Origin of the sequence: Rhodococcus sp. WB9 (assembly GCF_007558985.1) — a bacterium.
Classification (GTDB): Bacteria; Actinomycetota; Actinomycetes; order Mycobacteriales; family Mycobacteriaceae; genus Rhodococcus_F; species Rhodococcus_F opacus.
The window spans coordinates 5,938,860-5,961,633 of the sequence record NZ_CP041769.1 but is presented as its reverse complement, the minus strand read 5'-3'; the positions used below and the strand labels follow the sequence as shown (position 1 = coordinate 5,961,633).

General features: G+C 67.7%; 27 protein-coding genes. 14 read left to right on the top strand and 13 right to left on the bottom strand.

The window, feature by feature from the left end; all coding sequences use genetic code 11:
• Positions 1–8 precede the first annotated feature (8 nt).
• From FND50_RS27800 to tuf, 7 genes are all read left to right on the top strand, one after another.
• Entirely contained in the window at positions 9–662 is a 654-nt protein-coding gene (locus tag FND50_RS27800) for a TetR/AcrR family transcriptional regulator (protein WP_144287844.1), read from the top strand.
• A gap of 38 nt (positions 663–700) precedes the next feature.
• Positions 701–1,225, top strand: coding sequence for a DUF3558 domain-containing protein (locus FND50_RS27795; RefSeq protein WP_054245451.1), 525 nt, complete (start codon positions 701–703; stop codon positions 1,223–1,225).
• 11 nt (positions 1,226–1,236) lie between these two features.
• Positions 1,237–1,776: a DUF3558 domain-containing protein gene (locus FND50_RS27790; protein ID WP_005258138.1), complete on the top strand. Its 540-nt coding sequence runs from the start codon at positions 1,237–1,239 to the stop codon at positions 1,774–1,776.
• Between the two features lie 362 nt (positions 1,777–2,138).
• Positions 2,139–2,513, top strand: coding sequence for a 30S ribosomal protein S12 (gene rpsL / locus FND50_RS27785; protein WP_005252198.1), 375 nt, complete (start codon positions 2,139–2,141; stop codon positions 2,511–2,513).
• Positions 2,513–2,983 (top strand): 30S ribosomal protein S7, encoded by a 471-nt coding sequence (gene rpsG / locus FND50_RS27780; protein WP_005252199.1) that lies wholly within the window; start codon positions 2,513–2,515, stop codon positions 2,981–2,983. The genes rpsL and rpsG overlap by 1 nt, the downstream gene beginning before the upstream one ends.
• A 161-nt stretch (positions 2,984–3,144) precedes the next feature.
• Positions 3,145–5,247 carry an elongation factor G gene (gene fusA / locus FND50_RS27775; protein ID WP_005258137.1) on the top strand — a complete coding sequence of 701 codons (2,103 nt, stop codon included), beginning with the start codon at positions 3,145–3,147 and terminating at the stop codon, positions 5,245–5,247.
• Between the two features lie 89 nt (positions 5,248–5,336).
• Positions 5,337–6,527, top strand: coding sequence for an elongation factor Tu (gene tuf / locus FND50_RS27770; RefSeq protein ID WP_005252203.1), 1,191 nt, complete (start codon positions 5,337–5,339; stop codon positions 6,525–6,527).
• Positions 6,528–6,598: 71 nt separating this feature from the next.
• On the opposite strand, the gene FND50_RS27765 is transcribed toward tuf, so the two are convergent.
• Genes FND50_RS27765 through FND50_RS27740 form a run of 6 tightly spaced genes read right to left on the bottom strand, consistent with a single transcriptional unit; the run spans position 6,599 to position 9,399 of the window.
• Positions 6,599–6,871, bottom strand: coding sequence for a YciI family protein (locus FND50_RS27765; RefSeq protein ID WP_144287843.1), 273 nt, complete (start codon positions 6,869–6,871; stop codon positions 6,599–6,601).
• A 34-nt stretch (positions 6,872–6,905) separates the two neighbouring features.
• Positions 6,906–7,481, bottom strand: a complete 576-nt coding sequence (locus tag FND50_RS27760; protein ID WP_005258134.1) for a hypothetical protein — start codon at positions 7,479–7,481, stop codon at positions 6,906–6,908.
• Positions 7,478–8,458 (bottom strand): DUF6286 domain-containing Asp23/Gls24 family envelope stress response protein, encoded by a 981-nt coding sequence (locus FND50_RS27755; RefSeq protein ID WP_144289178.1) that lies wholly within the window; start codon positions 8,456–8,458, stop codon positions 7,478–7,480. Before FND50_RS27755 ends, FND50_RS27760 begins: the two co-directional genes overlap by 4 nt.
• The gene (locus tag FND50_RS27750) at positions 8,451–8,630 is read right to left on the bottom strand and encodes a hypothetical protein (protein WP_005252219.1); all 180 of its coding nucleotides are present in this window, start codon (positions 8,628–8,630) and stop codon (positions 8,451–8,453) included. The genes FND50_RS27755 and FND50_RS27750 overlap by 8 nt, the downstream gene beginning before the upstream one ends.
• On the bottom strand, positions 8,627–8,941 hold the full coding sequence (locus FND50_RS27745; protein ID WP_005252220.1) for an Asp23/Gls24 family envelope stress response protein: 315 nt from the start codon (positions 8,939–8,941) through the stop codon (positions 8,627–8,629). The genes FND50_RS27750 and FND50_RS27745 overlap by 4 nt, the downstream gene beginning before the upstream one ends.
• On the bottom strand, positions 8,938–9,399 hold the full coding sequence (locus FND50_RS27740; RefSeq protein ID WP_144287842.1) for an Asp23/Gls24 family envelope stress response protein: 462 nt from the start codon (positions 9,397–9,399) through the stop codon (positions 8,938–8,940). The genes FND50_RS27745 and FND50_RS27740 overlap by 4 nt, the downstream gene beginning before the upstream one ends.
• A gap of 189 nt (positions 9,400–9,588) precedes the next feature.
• Between FND50_RS27740 and FND50_RS27735 the strand changes: the two genes are divergently transcribed.
• From FND50_RS27735 to FND50_RS27710, 6 genes are all read left to right on the top strand, one after another.
• Positions 9,589–10,116, top strand: a complete 528-nt coding sequence (locus FND50_RS27735) for a hypothetical protein (RefSeq protein WP_065492009.1) — start codon at positions 9,589–9,591, stop codon at positions 10,114–10,116.
• On the top strand, positions 10,113–10,616 hold the full coding sequence (locus tag FND50_RS27730) for a twin-arginine translocation pathway signal (protein WP_144287841.1): 504 nt from the start codon (positions 10,113–10,115) through the stop codon (positions 10,614–10,616). The genes FND50_RS27735 and FND50_RS27730 overlap by 4 nt, the downstream gene beginning before the upstream one ends.
• Positions 10,617–10,639: 23 nt before the next feature.
• Positions 10,640–11,083: a hypothetical protein gene (locus FND50_RS27725; RefSeq protein ID WP_043790546.1), complete on the top strand. Its 444-nt coding sequence runs from the start codon at positions 10,640–10,642 to the stop codon at positions 11,081–11,083.
• Positions 11,084–11,200: 117 nt separating this feature from the next.
• A complete protein-coding gene (locus FND50_RS27720) occupies positions 11,201–12,376 on the top strand; it encodes an acyl-CoA dehydrogenase family protein (RefSeq protein WP_005568314.1) in 1,176 nt (391 codons plus the stop codon).
• 9 nt (positions 12,377–12,385) lie between these two features.
• The gene (locus tag FND50_RS27715) at positions 12,386–13,513 is read left to right on the top strand and encodes an acyl-CoA dehydrogenase family protein (protein ID WP_144287840.1); all 1,128 of its coding nucleotides are present in this window, start codon (positions 12,386–12,388) and stop codon (positions 13,511–13,513) included.
• Between the two features lie 186 nt (positions 13,514–13,699).
• The gene (locus FND50_RS27710) at positions 13,700–13,903 is read left to right on the top strand and encodes a hypothetical protein (RefSeq protein WP_005252231.1); all 204 of its coding nucleotides are present in this window, start codon (positions 13,700–13,702) and stop codon (positions 13,901–13,903) included.
• A gap of 7 nt (positions 13,904–13,910) precedes the next feature.
• On the opposite strand, the gene FND50_RS27705 is transcribed toward FND50_RS27710, so the two are convergent.
• Genes FND50_RS27705 through FND50_RS27685 form a run of 5 tightly spaced genes read right to left on the bottom strand, consistent with a single transcriptional unit; the run spans position 13,911 to position 21,127 of the window.
• Positions 13,911–15,071 carry a VWA domain-containing protein gene (locus tag FND50_RS27705; protein ID WP_144287839.1) on the bottom strand — a complete coding sequence of 387 codons (1,161 nt, stop codon included), beginning with the start codon at positions 15,069–15,071 and terminating at the stop codon, positions 13,911–13,913.
• Positions 15,068–17,236, bottom strand: coding sequence for a DUF5682 family protein (locus FND50_RS27700; RefSeq protein WP_186301163.1), 2,169 nt, complete (start codon positions 17,234–17,236; stop codon positions 15,068–15,070). The genes FND50_RS27705 and FND50_RS27700 overlap by 4 nt, the downstream gene beginning before the upstream one ends.
• Complete coding sequence (locus tag FND50_RS27695) at positions 17,233–18,336, bottom strand: AAA family ATPase (protein WP_144287837.1); 1,104 nt, start codon at positions 18,334–18,336, stop codon at positions 17,233–17,235. The genes FND50_RS27700 and FND50_RS27695 overlap by 4 nt, the downstream gene beginning before the upstream one ends.
• A complete protein-coding gene (locus FND50_RS27690) occupies positions 18,333–19,808 on the bottom strand; it encodes a DUF5691 domain-containing protein (protein ID WP_144287836.1) in 1,476 nt (491 codons plus the stop codon). Before FND50_RS27690 ends, FND50_RS27695 begins: the two co-directional genes overlap by 4 nt.
• Positions 19,805–21,127, bottom strand: a complete 1,323-nt coding sequence (locus FND50_RS27685) for an SWIM zinc finger family protein (protein WP_144287835.1) — start codon at positions 21,125–21,127, stop codon at positions 19,805–19,807. The genes FND50_RS27690 and FND50_RS27685 overlap by 4 nt, the downstream gene beginning before the upstream one ends.
• 128 nt (positions 21,128–21,255) lie before the next feature.
• Between FND50_RS27685 and FND50_RS27680 the strand changes: the two genes are divergently transcribed.
• Positions 21,256–21,771, top strand: coding sequence for an SRPBCC family protein (locus FND50_RS27680; RefSeq protein WP_144287834.1), 516 nt, complete (start codon positions 21,256–21,258; stop codon positions 21,769–21,771).
• Here the strand turns inward: FND50_RS27680 and FND50_RS27675 are convergent.
• Positions 21,717–22,145: an antibiotic biosynthesis monooxygenase gene (locus FND50_RS27675; protein WP_144287833.1), complete on the bottom strand. Its 429-nt coding sequence runs from the start codon at positions 22,143–22,145 to the stop codon at positions 21,717–21,719. The genes FND50_RS27680 and FND50_RS27675 overlap by 55 nt on opposite strands.
• 68 nt (positions 22,146–22,213) lie before the next feature.
• Complete coding sequence (locus FND50_RS27670) at positions 22,214–22,717, bottom strand: GNAT family N-acetyltransferase (protein ID WP_144287832.1); 504 nt, start codon at positions 22,715–22,717, stop codon at positions 22,214–22,216.
• Between the last annotated feature and the right edge of the window lie 57 nt (positions 22,718–22,774).

The window sequence follows — 22,774 nt, the reverse complement described above, 5'->3', positions numbered from 1 at the left end:
AGTGACACATGACCCGCGAACCGAAGCAGGACCGTAGCCGGGTCACGCGCGGGCACCTCCTCGCGGTCACCATCGACTGCCTCGCCGAGCTGGGCTGGGGTGCCACCACGGTGAGCCTCGTCGCGCAGCGCGCCGGGGTGTCCCGCGGCGCGACCCAGCACCATTTCCCCACCCGCGAGGACCTCATCACCGCGGCGCTCGAGGTCATGTTCGACGCCCGGATGGAGCAGGCCCGACGTGAGGCCACCGATCTGCCGACCGGGGAGGGGCGCACCGAGGCCGTGGTGGCGCGGCTCGTCGACTACTACACGGGCACCCTGTTCAAGGCGGCGCTGCAGGTCTGGACGGCCGCGGCCGCCGACCCCGAACTCCGGGCCAGGATCGTGCCGCTCGAGGAACGGTTCGGGCGGGTCGCGCACCGCACCGCCGTCGAACACTTCGGATTCGACGATGCCGATCCGGTGGCGCACCGGCTCGTCCAGGCCACCCTGGATCTCGCCCGCGGACTCGGCCTGGCCGACGTGCTCACGGACGACTCCAAACGACGAGCGGAGATCGTGCGGCAGTGGGCGGCGCAGCTGGATGCGGCGTTACCGTCCGGACAGCCGCGGAGCGGTCAGTCGGTACAGCCGCCGAGGCTGGACGTGGCCGTTCTCGACTGACCGGGCAAAGAGCGCGGGGATCGGTAGAGTCACCGACCATGGGCCGGAAATGGGGAGCGCTCGTCCTGATCACCGTCGCCGCCGGTCTGGCCGGCTGTGGGGGAGACGGAGACGATTCCGGTACCGAACCGGCCGCGCAGCAACTCCCGCAGGTGACCGATCCGGGCCCGTTCTTCGGTCAGTGCGGTTCGGTCACCGACGACGAGGTCGCCAAGGCGTTCGGGATGCCGCCCTTCACCGGAGTGACGCGAAATTCCGTCGGCTGCGAGTGGGAAACCGCAGGAATAGGCGGTCCCAGCGTGACGTTCTCCTGGTACCGCGGCAGCCCCATCGGCCGCGAGCGGGCCGGTTCCGAGCTGATCGGCAGGCCGGCCACCGACATCGACATCCAGGGGCACCCCGGATTCATCGCATCGTCCGAAGGAATTCTGTGTGAACTCGGCGTGGAGTTCGGGGGCGACTTCGTCCACTGGTCGGTGATGTACGCCGACGCGCAACCCGCGGCGGACCCGTGCACGGTGGCGCGCGATCTCGCCGAACTCAGCGTGTCGAGGGCCAAGTGAGCGGGGGAGTGATGAACGGCGGGACGTGGCGTGCCGTGCGGGTGCTGGCCGCGGCCACCGCGGTCGGGCTGATCGCGGGGTGCGGGTCGACGATCGAGGGCTCACCCAGGGCTGAAGGGGCGTCCTCGTCCGGTGACACCGAACAGTTCACGGCCCTGCTGGAGGAGTGCAACGCCGTCGCCGACGAACAGATCGCCCAGACCGTCGGCGCCGACGCCATCGAACGGGGCTTCTTCGGCGCGATCTGCCGCTGGGACGCGGTCGGCGCCAACGGTCCCGTGAAGGTGACGTTCAACTGGTTCGAGACGGGTTCTCTCGACACGGAGAAGTCGACCGGCGAGAAGCTCGGCTACACCGTGGAGTCCTCCACCATCCAGGGGCGCAAGGCCGTCGTGATGCGTCCCCCCGGCGATCCGGGGGCGTGCGGAGTGACGGTCGGATCACCCTCCGCGGGCGTCGTCGGCTGGTGGGTACAGTTCCAGACGGGGGCGGCAGACCCGTGTGAAGCGGCATCGACGCTTGCGGATCTGACGCTCAATCTGAGTAGTTGATGTGCCCGTGTCCGTACCGACAGCTCCGAGCAGCACCCCACATCGCAGGTCAGCCCTTACCACTGCCAGCCCACTTTGACCTTCCGGCGCGCCGCCGGGTATCGTTGTGGGTCGTGTCCGGCATGCCCGGGCCGATCTGTGTGCCTAGCGAGGTATTGCCGTGCGCGCGTTCGTGCAGATTTCTGCATGGAACGAGCATCCGGCTGCCTGTGTGGGGGTATGCGACACACCCGACCTCGGGTGCAGCTCGAGGTGCGGGTGAGGGGCAGCAGCTCTCTTGCCCCAACTGCTAGATCCCTAATTTCAGAACAGCCAAGGTTGCTTGTCCAGAGCAGTCTGTTCAACACGAAGAAAGCCGGTAAATGCCAACCATCAACCAGCTGGTCCGCAAGGGCCGCCGCGACAAGACCGCGAAGGTCAAGACGGCAGCCCTCAAGGGCAGCCCGCAGCGTCGTGGCGTGTGCACCCGCGTGTACACCACCACCCCGAAGAAGCCGAACTCGGCGCTCCGTAAGGTCGCGCGTGTGCGCTTGACCAGCTCCGTCGAGGTCACCGCTTACATCCCGGGCGAGGGTCACAACCTGCAGGAGCACTCGATGGTGCTCGTCCGCGGCGGTCGTGTGAAGGACCTCCCCGGTGTGCGCTACAAGATCATCCGTGGCTCGCTCGACACCCAGGGTGTCAAGGGCCGCAAGCAGGCCCGCAGCCGTTACGGCGCCAAGAAGGAGAAGAGCTAATGCCACGTAAGGGCCCCGCTCCGAAGCGTCCGCTCATCAACGACCCGGTCTACGGTTCGCCCCTGGTGACGCAGCTCGTCAACAAGATTCTCCTGGACGGCAAGAAGTCCACCGCCGAGCGCATCGTCTACGAAGCACTCGAGCAGGCGCGCGAGAAGACCGGCACCGATCCGGTCGTCACCCTCAAGCGCGCACTGGACAACGTCAAGCCTGCCCTCGAGGTCCGCAGCCGCCGCGTCGGTGGCGCCACCTACCAGGTGCCGGTCGAGGTCCGTCCGGGCCGCTCCACCACCCTCGCGCTCCGCTGGCTCGTGACCTTCTCCCGGCAGCGCCGCGAGAAGACCATGGTCGAGCGTCTCGCCAACGAGCTCCTCGATGCCAGCAACGGCTTGGGTGCCGCTGTGAAGCGCCGTGAGGACACTCACAAGATGGCCGAAGCCAACAAGGCATTCGCCCACTACCGCTGGTGACGTCACGTCGGAGCAGTCACCTACCGTGACTGCTCCGGCGTCGTCGCACGTCGGGCCCCTACCGGGGACCGGCTGATCTACAACTCGAGACAATGGCCCCGCTGGTGGAACACCGGGGAGGCCGACACCCGATACACGAGCTACGAGCGGGGAAGAATCCTGTGGCACAGGAAGTGCTGACCGACCTGAACAAGGTCCGCAACATCGGCATCATGGCGCACATCGATGCCGGCAAGACCACGACCACCGAGCGCATCCTGTTCTACACCGGTGTCAACTACAAGATCGGTGAGACGCACGACGGTGCCTCGACCACGGACTGGATGGAACAGGAGAAGGAACGCGGCATCACGATCACCTCTGCCGCGGTGACCTGCTTCTGGAACAACAACCAGATCAACATCATCGACACGCCGGGCCACGTCGACTTCACCGTCGAGGTGGAGCGTTCGCTCCGCGTGCTCGACGGCGCCGTCGCAGTGTTCGACGGCAAAGAGGGCGTCGAGCCCCAGTCGGAGCAGGTGTGGCGTCAGGCCGCCAAGTACGACGTTCCGCGCATCTGTTTCGTCAACAAGATGGACAAGATGGGCGCGGACTTCTACTTCACGGTCCAGACGATCATCGACCGCCTCGGCGCGAAGCCGCTCGTTCTCCAGCTGCCGATCGGCGCCGAGGACGACTTCGACGGTGTCGTCGACCTGGTCGAGATGAAGGCTGTCACCTGGCGTGGCACGGTCGCCATCGGCGCCGAGCCCACCATCGAGGAGATCCCGGCCGATCTCGCCGACAAGGCTGCCGAGTACCGCGAGAAGCTGCTCGAGACGGTCGCCGAGTCCGACGAGAAGCTCATGGAGAAGTACTTCGCCGGCGAGGAGCTCTCCGTCGAGGAGATCAAGGGCGCCATCCGCAAGATGACGGTCAACTCCGAGCTGTACCCGGTGCTGTGTGGTTCCGCGTTCAAGAACAAGGGCGTTCAGCCCATGCTCGACGCGGTCATCGACTACCTGCCGAACCCGCTGGACATCGGCGAGGTTCAGGGTCACGCCCTGGGCAACGAAGAAGAGATCCTCACGCGTAAGCCGAGCAAGGAAGAGCCGTTCTCGGCTCTGGCCTTCAAGATCGCTTCGCACCCGTTCTTCGGCAAGCTGACGTTCGTCCGCGTGTACTCCGGCCGGATCGATCCGGGCGCCCAGGTCATGAACGCGACCAAGGGCAAGAAGGAGCGCATCGGAAAGCTCTTCCAGATGCACGCCAACAAGGAGAACCCGGTCGACGAGGCCGTGGCCGGCCACATCTACGCGATGATCGGTCTGAAGGACACGACGACCGGTGACACCCTGTGTGCACAGGACGCGCCGATCGTGCTCGAGTCCATGAGCTTCCCGGACCCGGTCATCCAGGTCTCGATCGAGCCCAAGACCAAGTCCGACCAGGAGAAGCTGGGCACCGCGATCCAGAAGCTCGCCGAAGAGGACCCGACGTTCTCCGTCGAGCTCGACGAGGAGACCGGCCAGACCGTCATCGGCGGCATGGGCGAGCTCCACCTCGACATCCTCGTCGACCGTATGCGTCGCGAGTTCAAGGTCGAGGCCAACGTCGGCAAGCCGCAGGTTGCCTACCGCGAGACCATCACCAAGAAGGTCGAGAAGCACGACTACACCCACAAGAAGCAGACGGGTGGATCGGGCCAGTTCGCCAAGGTGATCATCGCGCTGGAGCCGTTCGTCGGCGAAGACGGTGCCACCTACGAGTTCGAGAACAAGGTCTCCGGCGGCCGCATCCCTCGCGAGTACATCCCTTCCGTGGATGCAGGCGCGCAGGACGCGATGCAGTACGGCGTTCTTGCCGGCTACCCGCTGGTGAACCTGAAGCTGTCGCTGCTCGACGGTGCATACCACGACGTCGACTCGTCGGAAATGGCCTTCAAGGTTGCCGGTTCGCAGGCGCTGAAGGAAGCCGCCCGCAAGGCCGGCCCGGTCATTCTCGAGCCGCTCATGGCTGTCGAGGTCACCACACCCGAGGAGTACATGGGTGATGTGATCGGCGACCTGAACTCCCGCCGTGGCCAGATCCAGGCCATGGAGGAACGCAGTGGTGCCCGTGTCGTGAAGGCGCTGGTTCCGCTCTCGGAGATGTTTGGTTACATCGGTGATCTGCGGTCGAAGACCCAGGGCCGGGCGAACTTCTCCATGGTGTTCGATTCCTACGCAGAGGTTCCCGCGAACGTCTCGAAGGAAATCATCGCCAAGGCGACCGGCGAGTAACCTCGGTTCCAGCCGGCCGAAGCACGACCCAGTAATAACAACCGCACTGCTGCATACCGCAAGCATCAATCAGTCCAGGAGGACACACAGTGGCGAAGGCGAAGTTCGAGCGGACGAAGCCGCACGTGAACATCGGCACCATCGGTCACGTCGACCACGGCAAGACCACGCTGACCGCGGCCATCACCAAGGTTCTGCACGACGCGTACCCGGATCTCAACGAGGCTTCGGCCTTCGACGAGATCGACAAGGCTCCTGAGGAGAAGGCTCGCGGTATCACGATCAACATCTCGCATGTTGAGTACCAGACCGAGAAGCGCCACTACGCGCACGTCGATGCTCCCGGTCACGCCGACTACATCAAGAACATGATCACCGGTGCGGCGCAGATGGACGGCGCCATCCTCGTGGTCGCGGCCACCGACGGCCCGATGCCCCAGACGCGTGAGCACGTGCTGCTCGCCCGCCAGGTCGGCGTGCCGTACATCCTCGTCGCCCTGAACAAGGCCGACATGGTGGACGACGACGAGATCATCGAGCTCGTCGAGATGGAGGTCCGTGAGCTCCTCGCTGCGCAGGAGTTCGACGAGGACGCTCCGGTTGTCAAGGTCTCCGCACTCAAGGCGCTCGAGGGCGACCCGGAGTGGACCAAGAACATCCTCGAGCTCATGGCTGCGGTCGACGAGTCCATCCCGGACCCGGTCCGCGAGACCGAGAAGCCCTTCCTCATGCCCGTCGAGGACGTCTTCACGATCACCGGTCGTGGCACCGTCGTCACCGGTCGTATCGAGCGTGGCGTGATCAACGTCAACGAGGACGTCGAGATCGTCGGCATCAAGGAAACCAAGACCAAGACCACGGTCACGGGTATCGAGATGTTCCGCAAGCTCCTCGACTCGGGCCAGGCCGGTGACAACGTCGGTCTGCTGGTTCGTGGTATCAAGCGCGAAGATGTCGAGCGTGGACAGGTTGTCGTCAAGCCCGGCACCACCACCCCGCACACCGAGTTCGAGGGCCAGGCGTACATCCTGTCCAAGGACGAGGGCGGCCGCCACACGCCGTTCTTCAACAACTACCGTCCGCAGTTCTACTTCCGTACCACGGACGTGACGGGCGTTGTGACGCTGCCCGAGGGCACCGAGATGGTCATGCCCGGTGACAACACCGAGATGTCCGTCAAGCTGATTCAGCCCGTCGCCATGGACGAGGGCCTGCGCTTCGCGATCCGCGAAGGCGGCCGTACCGTCGGCGCCGGCAAGGTCACGAAGATCAACAAGTGATCTAGCTCCACCAACGCCAATGGCGCTCACCCTCCGGGGTGGGCGCCATTGGCGTTTTCGGGGTACGGACTTCAGCGGTAGTTCAGCGCATCCCATTCTCGGATGTCGCCGGGATGCGCGATGCCTTCGAGGACGAACGGGTCGCGGGCGATGAACTGTTCTGCTCGCTCGCGGCTGCTGAAGATCGCCATCGATCCGTTGCTCGCCGGGTCGTCGAACGGTCCGATACCGAGGAGCCCACCTTCCGCGGCGAACGCGTCGAGGTACTCCCGGTGCCGTGGGTAGATCTCCGGGATCCGGGCGGCGGTGGTCGGATCGGTCGCATAGAACACCACGTACTCCATGGCATCGAACCTACCGAGACCGGAACGCCCCGCGTCAGCTTTCGACGTGCACCGGGTGGTCGGCGCGGTCGAGGTGCAGCAGGACCTGGGTGGCGACCTCTTCACCACCGAGGGTCGATGCGACCCACGACGCGACGTCCTCGGATTTGCGCGTGAAGTCGTAGATGTCGAGGGTGGGGTCGGCGGTCACGACGATCGACAGGGTGGGGAGGCCGCGTTCGATGACGGCGCGAGCGCGTGTCTGCCGGACTCCGGGGTACTGGGCGAGTTCACTGGCGACCCCGTTGGCGAGGGAGCCGAGGTCGACAGTCACGTAAGTGCCCGATTCGCGATCCGGTACGGCGACGGGGGACGTGCGTCGCCGGGTGAGGTCCAGGGCGAGGAGCACGATCCCGAAGACCAGTCCCACGACGACCGTGGCGGCCAGCGCCCAGCCCCACCAGTCCTGGTCGGGGAGTGCGGTGACGCGCGCGCGGTCGTACCGCGACACCCATTCGCGGACGATCGGAACCTGGAGGTCCCAGGCCATGGCGTAGGCGCCGAACCCGAGAAGCGCGAGCCCGACGATCAGGACGATGAGCCGGTTGACGGCGGCGGTCCGATGTCTCACGGCTTCACCTGCACTCGGAGTTCGGGGGACGTGCCGAGCAGCGACAGCGTCGGTTCCACCGCCTCGCGGACGGAGATGGCCACGTCGCCGGCGGGTGTCGATTCGGTGCGTACCACGCGGACGGTGACGTGCTTGCGGTCGACCGTCGTGTGCGCCGACACCACGCCGGGGACGGTCTTGGCGTGGCTGCTGGAATTGCGAGCGAGGTCCGTGGGGCGCAGCCAGACGATCGGGGTGTCACCCACCGCGAGCGGCAGGTGGGTGCGCGGCCGCGGTTTGAGGGCCGCGACGATGAACACGACCCCCAGGACGATCGCGCCTGCCGCGACGGGGACGATCCACTCGGACCAGTGCAGGCGGCCCAGCCATTGCACGGTGTTGCGGATCCAGGGTGCGTTGGCGAAGGTGCCGCGCATGATGAGCAGCTCACGCGCCGCGACGACCGCGAGACCGAGGGCACCGACGGCGACGATGATTGCGGCGGGCACGGCGGCCGGGGTTGCGCGCGGCGTGCGTGGCCGGATGGGCGTCACCGGGGCGGGCGGCACGGCCGGGTCGCCTTGTTCGGAGTAGCGGCTTTCGGTCGAACTGTCTTCGGGGGGTGCGGATTCCGTTCCGACGACCACGATGTTGAGTTCGATCACCGGCATGCCCGTCATCTGCTCGACCTGACGGTGCACCTGCGCGCGGAGCCGGCGGTTGACGAGGTCGAGGTGGCACGGCCACTGCACCGCGATGTACAGGTTGATCGCGACGGCGCCCGCTCCCGTCGAGACGTCGGCGCGGGGCAGTTCCCGACCCGTCAGGCGAGACAGCCCACCGGACTGTTTGACGACGCCGGGTACCTGGAGCGCCGCGGCGACGGCGATCTTCACGACGGCGCGCTCCTTGATGACCAGTTCGCCGCGCAGGGCGGTGTCGTCGAGCGCCGCGTCGTCGTGGGGACCGGCGGAGGGTGCGGTGAAGGGTTCAGCCACGGCCACGGCTTCGGAGGATGGCGCCGAGGTCGAGGTGGCCGTCGCGGTGCGCCCCGACGGCCATGCCCAGTGCGCCGAGGAGGACGGCGAAGACGAATCCGCTGAAGCCACCGAGGATCCCGGCGATGGCGAGAAGTAACCCGACGATCAGGCCTGTGATTGTGCTGTTCATTGAGCTTGTCCTGTCTCTGTCAGGAGATCTTCGATGGTCACGTCGACGGGGACGTCCACCAGCGATTCCACTGCGGCCCGCACTCTTTCGGCGGTGTCGACGACGTTGGCGGGGTAGCGCGCCGCGAGGTGGACGGCACAGGACGTGGGGCCGACGGTCACCCCGGTCACCCGGCGTCCGGGCAGGTAGGTCGCGACTTCACCGAACGCGCCGCCGTGCATCGCTGCCACCCCGGGGGTTGCGAGGACGGCCGCGACGATGCGTTCGGAGATGTCCTCGGCGTGAGTGTCCGGTGGAAGTGGTCCTGTCACTGCACCCTCGGTTTGCCGTCGAGCTCGGACGCGGCCTCGGCTTCGTCGAACAGCATGACGTCGAAGACGGTGATGTTCACTTCGGTCACTTCGAGCCCGGTCATGCGCTCGACGGCCGCGATGACGTTGCGGCGGATGCCGACCGCGAGTTCGTGCAGTGCGACGCCGTATTCCGCGACGATGCCGATGTCGATGGCGGCCTGCTTCTCGCCGACTTCGACGGCGACGCCCTGAGCGTGGTTGACGCGGGCGCCAGGGATCCGATCGCGGAGAGCGCCGACAGCGCGTGCGGTGCCGCCGCCGACGTCGTAGACGCCGTTGATCTCACGGGTGGCGATACCGGCGATCTTGGCGACCACGGCGTCCGCGATGATGGTCCGTCCCTCGGAACTGACGAGTTCCGGCGTCGCCCCGGCACCGAACTGCACGCGGCTGCGTGCGCCTGAATCGCTGGTCATCGTGGATCCCCTTCGAGTCGCCTGCCTTCCCCTCAACAGTAATGATCACCGACCGTACGCGGGGTCTCCCACGCGCCTTTGCACCCGCGGATCTGCCGACGAATGACACCAAAAAATATTTGATATGACTACCCGGTAGCATGTGACGTGATGCAGGTAACAGAGGTGGGGCACGACGAAAGGAACTCCATGGCGGAAGAGCCCACCGGTGAGGACGCCGCTCCCCAGGCCCGGACGCCGGCCGTCACCGCGAGTGTGGTGGTTCTGGCCGTCCTCGCGCTCGCGTTCGTCGCGGTCAGCGGATACTTCGGCTACACGCACCGGCAGGCGGAGCAGGAGGCGCAGCAGAGATCCGAGATCCTCGATGCAGCGCGCCAGGGCGTCGTCGATCTGACGACGATGGACTTCGAGCGGGCCGACGAGGACGTACAGAAGGTGCTCGACGGCTCGGCCGGAGAATTCCGCGACGAATTCGAAGCCCGGTCCGCAGACCTGATCGCGGTCATGCAGGAGGCCAAGGTCAAGTCCCAGGGGGAGGTGCGCCAGGCTGCGATCGAGACGCAGAACGGCGACTCCGCGGACGTGCTCGTGGCGGTCGCGCAGAAGGTGTCCAACGCGGGCGGCGCTGCCGAGGAGCCACGCGGTCAGAGAATGCGCGTGACGATGCAACTCGAGGACGGCACATACAAGATCGTGAAGGCAGGGTTCGTGCAGTGAGTACCGACGCATCGCCGAAGTCGCGCAGACTCCTCCTGATCCTGGGCGCGCTCACCGCGGTCGCGGCCGTGCTGGCGGGGGTTCTGTACTTCACGCTCTACCGGCCCGACCAGCGCGTCGACGACACCGTCCGCGCCGACGTCACCGACACCGCTTCGCAGGGCGCGATCGCCCTGCTGTCGTACGAGCCGGACACGGTGGAGAACGACGTCGGCGCCGCAAAGGAACGCCTGACGGGGGAGTTCCTCGACTACTACACCCAGTTCACGACGGACGTCGTCGTCCCCGCGGCCAAGGAGAGTCAGGTGGCCACCCAGGCGACGGTGGCCGCGTCCGGTCCGGTCGAGGTGGCGGCCGACACCGCGACCGTGCTGTTGTTCGTCAACCAGACCACCACCAGTGCGGCGAAACCGGAACCGGCGGTGACGGCGACGAGCATCAACGTCGAGCTGACCAAGTCCGGCGAGAACTGGCTGATTTCCGGCTTCGATCCGGTCTAGCCGCACGGGTAGCGTTGGCGCCCATGAGTACTCTTCGAGAGGTCGGCGACCGCGAGTCGTGGCGCTGCTGGCTGTGTGATGAACCGGTGGATCCCGACATGTCGGTCAACGATCCGCGCGGCCCCAGTATCGACAGCGTCGTCACCGCGAAGAAGGCCAAGGCGAAGGGCGGCGTCGAACGCCTCGCTCACCGTGCGTGCAACACCAAGAAGGGTGCCGTCAAACCGGTCGTGCCGTGGCCCGACCGGTTGTTCGTCGTCGATCCCGCTCCGATCATCGGTGTGGTCGAACAGCTCGGCCGCAAGGGTGGCCGGGTGGCGGTGGCGCGGTGCCCGGGCAAATCGGACGCCGAGGACGCGGCGGCGTGGTTGCTCGACAGGTTGTCCCGTCTCGCACCGGAACTGAACGTCGAGACGCAGATCGATGCCGCCGGTGGTGCGTACCTGCTCGTCCTCCGCACCGCCTGACCTGTGAGTACTTGTCAACCGCGGGCGGTTGACAAGTACTCACGGGCGGCGGAGCCGCACGAGGGAGTAACGTCGGGACCAGAACATGAATCCGACCTCGAGTGCGAAGGAATTCCGATGAATCTGGCCTTGACCGACGAGGAGCTGGCGTTCCGCGACGAGATGCGAACGTTCTTCACCACGCAGATTCCGGCGGAGATCCGCGAGCGGTATGCGCGTGGAGAAGAAGTGGGGAAGGAAGGGTTCATCGAGTCCCAGCGGATTCTGAACGCCAACGGTCTCGCGACGCCGCACTGGCCGGTCGAGTGGGGCGGCCGCGACTGGACTCCGGTGCAGAAGCACATCTGGCTCGACGAACTGCAGCTCGCCTCGGTGCCCGAACCGCTCGCGTTCAACACCAGCATGGTCGGCCCCGTCATCGCGGCGTTCGGTTCGCAGGAGCAGAAGGAGAAGTTCCTTCCCCCGACCGCCAACCTCGACATCTGGTGGTGCCAGGGATTCTCCGAACCCGAGGCCGGCTCCGACCTCGCGTCGCTGAAGACCCGCGCCGTCCGCGACGGCGACGACTACGTGCTCAACGGCCAGAAGACGTGGACCACGCTGGCGCAGCACGCCGACTGGATCTTCGTCCTCGCTCGCACCAACCCGGACGCCCCCAAGAAGCAGGCCGGTATCTCGTTCATCCTCGTCGACATGAAGACGCCCGGCGTCACGGTGCGCCCGATCAAGCTGATCGACGGCGGCTACGAGGTCAACGAGATCTTCTTCGAGGACGTGCGCGTGCCTGCCGAGAACCTCGTGGGCGAGGAGAACCAGGGCTGGAGCTACGCCAAGTTCCTGCTCGGCAACGAGCGCACCGGTGTGACCCGGCTGGGATTCTCCAAAGTCCGTCTCGCGCAGGCGAAGGAACGCGCAGCCGAGATCTCGGTCGGCGAGGGGACGCTGCTCGACGATCCGCTGTTCGCCGCTCGGATCGCCGAGTTGGAGAACGAGATCATCGCGCTCGAACTCACCCAGCTGCGGGTGGTGGCCAGTTCGGCGGACGGCAAGCCGAACCCGGCGTCGTCGCTGCTGAAGCTGCGCGGGTCCGAACTGCAGCAGGCCACCCTCGAACTGCTCACCGACGTCGCGGGACCCGACTCCCTGCCCTTCGCCGCAGGTGACGGCATCTCCTCGCCGCTCTGGGCGCAGCGGACGACTCCGACGTATCTGAACTACCGCAAGGTTTCCATCTACAGCGGATCGAGCGAAGTGCAGCGCAGCATCATCGCCTCCTCGATCCTCGGATTGTGAGGGCGTGACATGGACTTCGAACTGACCGACGAACAGAAACTGCTGCGCGACACCACCCGCGAACTGCTGGGCCGCAGCTACGACGCGGAGAAGCGCAACGCCGTCACCGACACCGAGCAGGGGTGGAGCCCGCAGGTGTGGAAGCAACTCGCCGAGGTGGGACTGCTGGGCCTGAGCTTCGACGAGGAAGACGGCGGAATGGGCGCCGGACCGGTCGAGGTCGCATCGGTGATGACCGAGATCGGCCGCCGCCTCGCGCCCGAACCCGTCCTCGACGCGGTGCTCGTCCCCGGCGGCCTGATCGCCGCGGCAGGCAGCACGGAGCAGCGCCGCCGGATTCTGCCCGACGTGTCCGAGGGCAACCTCCTGCTGGCATTCGCGGATCGGGAACCGGGTGTGCGCTGGCCGTCGACCCAGGTGTCCACGACCGCGAAGAAGGACGGCGACGCGTGGACCCTCACCGGTACCAAGAACCCCGTTCCGCACGGAGGTAGCGCGAACACACTGGTCGTCACGGCGGCACTCCCGGACGGTGGGGTCGGACTGTTCCTCGTCGACGCCGACGCCAGCGGCCTGACCCGCACCGCCTACGCGACCCACGACGGACTGCGGGCCGCGCAGGTGGAACTGTCGGACACCCCGGCGGAGCCCCTCGGTGAGGGCGGCGACGCGTCGTCGGCGATCGAGAGCGCGCAGATCCGGGCACAGGCGGCACTGGGCGCGGAGGCCGTCGGCGCGATGGAGGAGGCGCTGCGGCTGACCACCGAGTACCTGAAGACCCGCAAGCAGTTCGGTGTCCCGATCGCGAAGTTCCAGACGCTCACGCACCGTGCGGCCGACATGTACGTGCTGCTGGAACTGGCTCGCAGCATGAGTCTCTACGCGACGATGTCGCTGGCCGACGGAACCGTCGATCCGGTGGTCGCCTCGCGCGCCAAACTGCAGATCGGCCGCTCCGCCCGCACGATCGGGCAGGAAGCGATCCAGATGCACGGCGGCATCGGCATGACGGCCGAGTATCCGGTCGGACACTACGTGAGCCGGCTGACCGCCATCGAGCACACCCTCGGCGGGTCCGACGACCACCTGCGGGTGCTCGCGTCGGCGACCACTCAGGGGACCGTCAGCATCATCTAGCCGCCCCCGTGAGTACTTATTAACCGCCCGCGGTTAATAAGTACTCACGGGTCCAGGTCTCGGATTGGTATCGGAAAGAGCGTTTTCGACGTGTCGCACAGGGACCCCAGTGTGACGCGGCTAACGTTCTGCGCGCACACCAGAACTCACGGGGGATGTACGTAATCTCGGTGAAGGAGCATTGCCATGGGGTCCGGTCCAGTCAAAGCGATCATGTGGAGCCTGCTTTTCGTGGGACTCGTCGGTGCGGGAGTCGGGATCTCCGAACTGCACGTTCCCTGGACGGTCGCATCGCTGATCGTCGCCTCGGTCTCCGGACTGGTCCTGCTGAGGATCCGCGCCGACGCGCACCCCGAACTGCACAGCGACCGCCGGATGGCTGCCGGCTGACCCCCGGTCATTCCGTCCGGAGACTGTCGGCCCACCTGCCGATATCGCCGCGTTCCAGTGCGAGCGCCAGCAGTTCCGGGAACTTGTCCGGTGTGCAGGCGAACGCGGGAATGCCGAGCCCCCCCAGGGCCGCCGCATTGTCGTGATCGAACGACGGGGCGCCGTCGTCGGACAGTGCCAGCAGAACAACCACCTGGACGCCTGCGTTCTTCATCGCCGCCATCCGCCGCAGCATCTCCGCGCGGATCCCGCCCTCGTACAGGTCCGAGATCAGCACGAACAGCGATTCCGTCGGCCTGTCGAGCAGTGACTGGCTGTAGGCGATGGCCCGGTTGATGTCGGTGCCGCCGCCGAGTTGCGTGCCGAACAGCACGTCGACCGGATCGGACAGCTTGTCGGTGAGGTCGACGACCGCCGTGTCGAACACGACCAGCGACGTCTTCAGCGCCCGCATCGAGGCGAGCACCGCGCCGAACACGGACGCATACACGACGCTCGACGCCATCGACCCGGACTGGTCGATGGCGAGGACGACGTCGCGGTGCACGGCCTGCGATCGGCGGCCGTATCCGAGCAGTCGCTCCGGCACCACCGTCTTGTATTCGGGCAGGTAGTGCGCGAGGTTGGCGCGGATGGTGCGATTCCAGTCGATGTCGCGGTACTTGGGGTTGGTGATGCGGGCCGACCGGTTCAGGGCACCGGTGACGGCGGTCCTGGTCTTCTGCGCGACCCGTTCCTCCACCTCCCGGACCACTTTCTCGACGACCATCCGGGCGGTGGCCTTGCTGGTCTCGGGCATCACCCGGTTCAGGCTCAGCAGCGTGCCGACGAGGTGGACGTCCGGTTCGACGGCGTCGAGCAGTTCGGGTTCGAGGAGCAGCTGGGTGAGGCCGAGTCGGTCGATGGCGTCCTTCTGCATCACCTGCACGACGCTGCTCGGGAAGTAGGTGCGGATGTCGCCGAGCCAGCGGGCGACCTTCGGCGCCGATCCGCCGAGACCCGCGCCGCGACGGCGGCTCTTCGACCCTTCGCTGCTGGTGTCGTACAGGGCGGCCAGAGCGCCGTCCATCGCGGTGTCCGTCTTGGACGCGAGACCGCCGGTGGACTCCTCGGCGGCGTTGCCGAGCAGCAACCGCCACCGTCGGAGCCGCTCCGCGTCTTCGGTCACGATGTCACCCCCAGAATGTCCGCGACGGTCCGGACCGCGATCGTGCCCCGACGAGCGTCGATCTCGGTGCGGGCATCTACCGTGGACCCGCCCTCCACGGACTGCCCGATCGCCCGGCGTTCCCCGGTTTCGAAGCCGCCGAACGTGCGCCGCAGCAATGGCAGCACGTCGACGAAGTCCTGCTCGCGCAGTCCCGACACCCAGCCGTCGAGCAGTCGCAGCAGCTGCCGGTCGTGGACCAGCAGCAGACCTCCGCCGCCGAGGAAGCCGTCGACCCACCCCGCCTTGGCGGAGGGATCGGCGCCGACGGACAGCGCCCGCGACAGTCGGGTGGCGGACTCGGTTTCGCTGACGGTGCCTGCGTCGCGGAGCAATCGGACCATGCGTCCGATCACGAGGCCGTTCACGTCGCTGCGGTCGACGAGGCCGGCGAGCGTGCCGAGCCACCGCGTCGACGCACGATCGTCGTCGCGCAGCATCACCGCCGCATGGACGTCGTCGACGGCGCGGCGCAGGTCGAGTGCGCTGTCGTCGTCCAGACCCGACAGCGCCGAGGGCAGTCCCGCGCAGATGCGGACGAGCAGGCTGTCGGTGACGCGGGTGAGGGACGAGACGTCGGTGCCGCGGACGTCGCCGTATCGCAGCGTGCGGGTGAGCGCGGGCAGGGCATCCATCAGGTGCATCACGTCGTGGTCGAGCGTGGCCGCGGTCTCCAGCGCGCGCAGCAACTCGGCCAGCGCATCTCCGAGATCCGACAGCAGGGCCTGCTCGAGCAGCCCGGTGAGCCGGGCGAGGGAGACGTCACCGGACGAGGCCTCCTCACGCACCTTCGCTGTCGCCGCGGCCTCGACGGTGGTGCCCCACAGCGACGCCTCGATGATCGAGACCGCCAGTTCGGGTTTCCAGGTGAGGGACCACGTCTCGCGGAACGTGCCGGTACCGCGGACGTCGCTGTCGGCCGGGGTGCCCCAGCCGACACCGAGGATCTGCAGGCGGTGCAGGAGCCGGGACCGAACGACGTCGTTGTCTCGGCGCAGGTCGAGGTCGATGGTCTTCTCGGTGGCCTGCTGCTTGAGCCGCAAGGTCTTCGCCCGCGCCCGCAGGTCGGCGTCGAGGGGAACCGTCGGGGTGTCGTCCGGGACGGCGCCGAGAGCCTCGCCGACGACGAGTCGCCGTGTGATGAGGTCGAGCAGGACGTCGTCGCCGTCGCACATCACGGCGCGGGTGGCCTCGGTGACCTCGGAGAGACCGGCCAGCGGCCGCGCACGCATCGCTGCCAACGTGTCTGCGAGACGCACGGATTCGATGACGTGCGCACTCGACACCGGAAGGTCCTCGTCCCGCAGTACCCGCGCGACCTTGGTGAGCCATCGGGTGATCGTCCGGTCCGGTGCGGTGAACAGGTGGTGATACCAGCCGGGGGACGTGATCCCGGCGCCGTACCCCGACGCCGCGGACAGTCGTGAGTGTGTCCACGGCACCCACGTCAGCGAGGTCTTGATCTTGGGGATTCCCTTGAGGATTCGCGCGTCCGCGGTGGCCGGTCCGAGAGGTCCGGCGAGTGCCGGGGCGTGCCAGGCGCCGCACACCACCGCGATCCGCTGGGCGCCGCCCTTGAGCACCTTCCGCAGCGTCTGGCGCATGTACGCCTCGCGCCTGCTGGTGGGTTCGTCGAGTTCGACGGTGTCCCGCAGCGCGGTCATGGCCTCGGTGATCGCGTCGAACGAGTCGGGGCCCGAACCTGATTCGATGACGGCGTCCCACCAGCGTTCGGTGTCGTCGTAGCCCGCCGCGGCGGCCAACTGGGTCAGCGGATCCTCGGAGCGAGGGTCGGAGTCGTCGGCGGCGAGGGTGTTGGCGGCCGGAAGGTCGCAGAAGCGGACGTCGACGCCGCGTCCGGCCGCCCACGACAGCGCCTGCCACTCCGGGGAGAACACGGCGAACGGCCAGAACGCCGCCGTCCTGGGCTCCCCGGTGGCATACGCGAGCAGGGCCACCGGAGGTTCCATGGTGTCGGAGGCAGTCAACGCGACCAGCGGATCGGCGTCCGCGGGCCCTTCGATGAGGACGGCGTCGGGGACGAATTCGTCGAGCGCGCGACGCACCGATCGTGCCGAACCGGGCCCGTGGTGGCGGATGCCGAAGACACGGACGTCGGAGTTCACCCGGTGACCTCGCGGCACGCCCGGTAGAAGTCGGCCCAGTCCTCCCGTTCGCGGACCACGGCCTCGAGGTATTCGGTCCACACCACCCTGTCGGCCACCGGGTCCTTCAGCACTGACCCGAGGATGCCGGCGGCGACGTCGGACGGACGGAGCACCCCGTCGCCGAAGTGCGCCGCGAGGGCGAGTCCGTTGGTGACAACCGAGATCGCCTCCGCCGTCGACAGCGTTCCGGACGGCGACTTCAGTTTGGTGCGGCCGTCGCCGGTGACGCCCGACCGGAGTTCGCGGAACACGGTGACTACACGCCGGATCTCGTCGACGGTCGCCGGGATTTCCGGCAGTTCCAGCGAGGACCCGAGTTGCTCGACGCGCCGAGCGACGATGGCGACCTCGTCCTCCTCGTTGGCGGGCAGGGGCAGGACCACCGTGTTGAACCGCCTGCGCAACGCGGAGGACAGTTCGTTGACCCCGCGGTCGCGGTCGTTCGCGGTGGCGATCAGGTTGAAACCCTTGGCGGCCTGCACCTCGGTGCCCAGTTCGGGGATGGGCAGCGTCTTCTCCGACAGCACGGTGATGAGTGCATCCTGTACATCGGCGGGAATGCGGGTGAGCTCTTCGACCCGTGCGATCCGCCCGCCCTGCATGGCCGTCATGACGGGGGACGGAACGAGCGCGCCCGGTGTCGGGCCCTCGGCGAGAAGCCTCGCGTAGTTCCAGCCGTACCGGATGGCCTCCTCCGGTGTCCCCGACGTTCCTTGGACGAGCAGGGTCGACTCGCCGGAGACCGCCGCCGACAGGTGTTCGGACACCCACGTCTTGGCGGTTCCGGGGACACCGAGCAGGAGCAACGCGCGATCGGTCGCGAGCGTCGCGACGGCCACTTCGATGAGCCGGCGGGGACCGACGTACTTGGGGGTGATGACGGTGCCGTCGTCGAGTTCGCCGCCGAGCAGGTACGTCACGACCGCCCACGGAGACAATTTCCACGACGGTGGCCGGGGCCGGGTGTCGTGCGCGGCGAGGGCGGCGAGTTCGTCGGCGTAGGCCTGCTCGGCGTGGGGTCGTAGCAGGTCGGCCTGGGCGGCCGCGATCTCGGTCACTCGAGCTCCTTCAGGACTGTTCTGCGGTGGTCGATGTTGGTGGCGACAGTGGCGAATGCCTGGTGCCAGCCGGGATCACGGGTGCGTTCGGCGGCCGTTCGGAGAAGCGGCGCCGCAGCGAACGGGAAGTGCGTCTCGGCGCTGCGGAGGGTCGAGTAGTGGCTGTGCCGGGAGAACTGCCCGAGGTCCTTGCCGGTCTCGGCGTGCCGCCCGGCGACGTCCTCGAGGCGAGCGATCACCCGCTCGGCCAGGTCGAGCGGCCAGGGGTGGGGCAGACCGTCGAACAGTGCGGCGCCGTCGACGCCCAGCAGGTAGGAGTCGGCGCGACCCGACAGGATGTATGCGAGGCGTTCGCGGGCGGGGACGACCGGTACGACGCGACGTTCGGTCTTCCGCCCTTCGCGGTGCAGCAGAGCCGACGCCCAGCGCGGATTGCGTTGCAGCACGGTGGCGGTGGTCCACGCCTCCATCATCACCTCCCGCCACTGGTCTTCGATCCGGATCTCCAACGCGGTGGAGGCGGAGCCGATCATGCCTTCCCACACCGACAAGGGGGCTGCGGTGACCACCATCCGCAACCACCAGCTGCGGATTCCCTTGTTCTTGAAGTGGACGTCCTCGATGCCGTCGCGACGGGCCGAATCGTCCAGGGAGCCGGGCATGTTCACCACGAGACGGGTACGCAGCGGCTTCTTCTCCACCCGCACCCATGCCCGGGCGCGAGCGGCCATTCGCCCGGCGTATGCGGAGTTCGGCAGCTGCCGCAGCAACTGGACCGCCTGCTGGCGCACCTCTTTCCGCCGGTCGTCGAGTGCGTGCTCGAGCAAGGCGGAGTCGGCGTCACTCAGCCCCGTTCCCAGAACGGCGATGAACGCCGCCCGGTGCTCGCCCCGTTCGGAATCCCAGGTGCGCCTCAATTCGGCCATCGCGATCGCCGGGTTCACCGCCCGCATGGTCGTGAGCCATTGCAGTCGTTCCTGGTGTGCGCCGTGTGTCCACACGTCGGTGCGATCGCACCGACGGACCAGCATCGACCAGTCCGGGTTCTGCGCGGCGAGCCACTGGCCGCGGGAACCCACCAGTCGGAGAATGCTCTCGCGGTGGGTGTCGTTGGTGCGGGCCGAGGTCATCAGGTCGGCGACGAGATGATCCGGCGCGCGGTAATCCCGCTCGGCCGCGACCGCGAACCACTCGGTGAGCGTCCACGACTTGGCCGCGAGCAACTGCATCAGATGCGACGCGGACGCGGGTGGCAACTGCAGCCTCGGATCGTCCTCGGCGGGTGCGGGCAGCACGCGCGCGGAGGCGGCGACCCCGCCGTCGCGGTAGGCGTTCTCGAGGGCTGCGGCGCCCAGCAGAGTCTCCGCCGGATCGCCGCTGACCGAGTGTGCCAGTTCACCGGTGGCCAGATCCTCGAACGACGGGACGGTCCGTGCCGTGCCGAGCAGGGCTGCGGACAGGAGTTCGCTCATCGCCGACTCCCCACGGCCGAGGGTGTACCGGCCCCGAGTGGGTACACGTCGCCGCGATCGAACACGGACACGGGAACCAGCGATTCGCTGTTCCACTCACCGAACACGGTGACGGGACGGCCGCCGGACATTCCGAGGAGCCGCCACAGGACCGGGTCTTCGCCGGACAGCGGCAACGCGCGCCCCTGCGCGTCGACGACGAACCAGTGTCCGTCGTCGAATGCCGGGGTGACGCCGGTGAGCAGAGCCGGCCACGAGCGGACCCACGGGTCGGCTCCGACCGCGGCGGCGAAGTGGTCGAGAGCGGTGTCGATGTCGCTCGGTGCGACGGTGGTGAACGGTTCGGGGGTTTCGTGGGCGTCGCCGAACTGGGCGCGCAGCGGTGCGGCGCCGGGGTAGAAGTGCAGGGTGGCGTCGACGAGCGATCCGAGCGGCGGGACCACTGTGGAGAAGTTCGCGGAGCCGTGCGCGAAGTCGAGGAGGATCGCGCGGCGACCGTGGTCGCGGCCGATCAACCACACCTTGCGGGTGAAGAGGCGCTTCTCCTCGGTGGTCTGCATTCCCAGGACCATCCACCGGTCGCGGACTCCCGGCTCGCTGCGCACGCTGTCGGTGGCCACCGGGTATCCCACGTGCGCGCGCACCGACGCCTGCAGGGGTTCCGGTAGTTCGCTCAGGCGGCGATGGGCGACGACGAGAAGGTGCAGCCTGGCGTACTCGCGGAGCAACCGGTCCGGCCAGTCTGCTCGAGTGGCCACGACGATCGGCAGGCGACGCAGGGCGGACGCGACGCCGGGCGCCTGGGCGTCGACCATCCGGGCCGCGATGGCGTCGAACGCGGATGCCGAGATGTCGGCTGCGCCGAGCCCGCCGCGGATCTGGTCGGTGAGCCACAGGTCGAGTTCGTCGAGGCCCGCCGTCACCCGCTCGGCCCGGCGTTCGGTGGCCTTCACACCGGCCGTCTTGGTGGCCGGAGCCGCCGGAGCGGCTGCCCGCCCGGCCCTGCGGCTGAGCCATTCCGCCACGAACGGGGGCGGTTCGGACTGCTCCGGGACCCGGCCCCGCGACCAGATCAGCAGCAGGCCGAGGGTGTGTTTGCAGGGAAATTTCCGGCTCGGGCACGAGCAGTTGTAGGCCGGCCCGGACAGGTCGACGACCGATCGATAGGGGCTCTTGCCGCTGCCCTGGCACAGTCCCCAGAGCGCGCCGCCGTTGCTGCCCGTCGCCGACCACGCGGCCGACAGCTTTCCTGCGGCAGCGAGCGAGCCGGCATCGGGGGCGACCGATGCGACCTGTCCCTCCGACCAAGGCGACGTCACTCCGTCACCGTAGGGGAGTTGTCCGACAGGAAGGGAGGAGGGTGGCCGGAATTGTCGGCCAACTTCGGTGTGGACGTCGGTCTCCCGTGTCAAGCTGTCGTCAGGTACGACAGCGAGGGAGTGGGCCGGTGATCCACGGAAGGTATTTCGAGTTCAAGGGTCGTCCCGCCGTGCGGTTCCGGTGCACGTACCCGTTTCCCGTCCAGAGGCTGTGGGAGGCGGTGTCCGAGCCGGACGAGCTTGCACAGTGGTTTCCGTCACGGGTCCGCGTCGACACCTACGCCGGTGGCGACATCGAGTTCTTTCCGGAACCGCACAGCGACCCGGAGACGGGGACGGTCCTCGTCTACGGCGCCCCGTGCACGCTCGCGTTCACGTGGGGCGGGGACGAGATCCACTTCGAGGTCGAGCCGACCGCGGACGGGTGCGCCCTGACGCTCGTCAACGTTCTCGAGGTCCGCAACACTGCGGCCAGGAACGCCGCCGGGTGGAGTGTCTGCCTCGCCGACCTCGACCGGCACCTCGACGGGTCCGACGCGCCCGGTCACCGTGGAGATGCGTCTGCGGACTGGCGGCCGTTCTACCAGACCTATTTGGGGGAGGGGATGCCGTCCGGTGCGCAGATCCCTGGCGAGTCCGCCTGATCGTGGCCGGTGGCAGTCCGGCGGCGAGGGCGTTCGAACAGGCTCTCCACGTCCGACGCCGGCTCGTCCGGTTCCTCGACCGCGATGTTCCCGCCGGTCCTCAGCCACCCGTTCCGCAGTGAAGACGTCAACCAGTTGTCCAGCGCGGCTTGGGTTTCGAACTTCAGCACGATCACGCAGACATCCGAGGTGCTGCTCTCCTTGAGCCATCCTCCGCCGAGGAATCCGGGAAACAGCCGGGCGAGCCCGAGTCCGGTCTGGATCCAATCGGCGAACTCCTCGTCGCAGCCGGGAAGGACCCGGCGGACGATGGTCGTCGTGACGGACGCATCCACAGGCCCGGCTGTTCCGGCGCCCTCGGCCGCGTGCTCCATCGTTTCCTACCTCGGTTCCCGCTCACCCCCATGACACGTGCCACCTCAAACTACCAGCGGATACGAGCTCACAGGTCGTAGAAGGGCGCGGCGTACCTGAACGTGCCGGACATGCTCGGATCCCAGCGTGCGAGCCGGCGGACCTGGAAGTGGGACGACCACGAGGGCTGGTCCGGCTCGATCCCGACCGACGTTCCGGCGACGAAGCCGAACCGCGGGTAGTAGTCGAGGTGACCGAGCAGTGCCACCAGGGGTTCGTCCCTGGCGTCGGCTCCGCCGAGCGTGGCGTGCATCAGTGCCGAACCCACGCCGTCGCGCTGGAGGCCGGGGAGCACGCCGATCGGGCCGAGCGCGAGTACGTCCGTGGAGTCGACTGTCGCGCGGGTCAGGCACACATGACCGGCGACGGACCCCGCCACTTCGGCGACGAGGGACAGCTGCGGAACCCACGCGTCGCTCGAGCGCAACCGGGTCACGAGGCCGACCTCGGGGGGAGCGTCACCGTCGAACGCCTGCCGGTGCACCTCCGCCACCGCGTCGATGTCGCCCGGATTCTCGCGTCTGATCAGCATGCGGACAGAGTGCATCGACGGGCCCGCGCCCGCAACGGATTTCTGACGGCGCCCGTT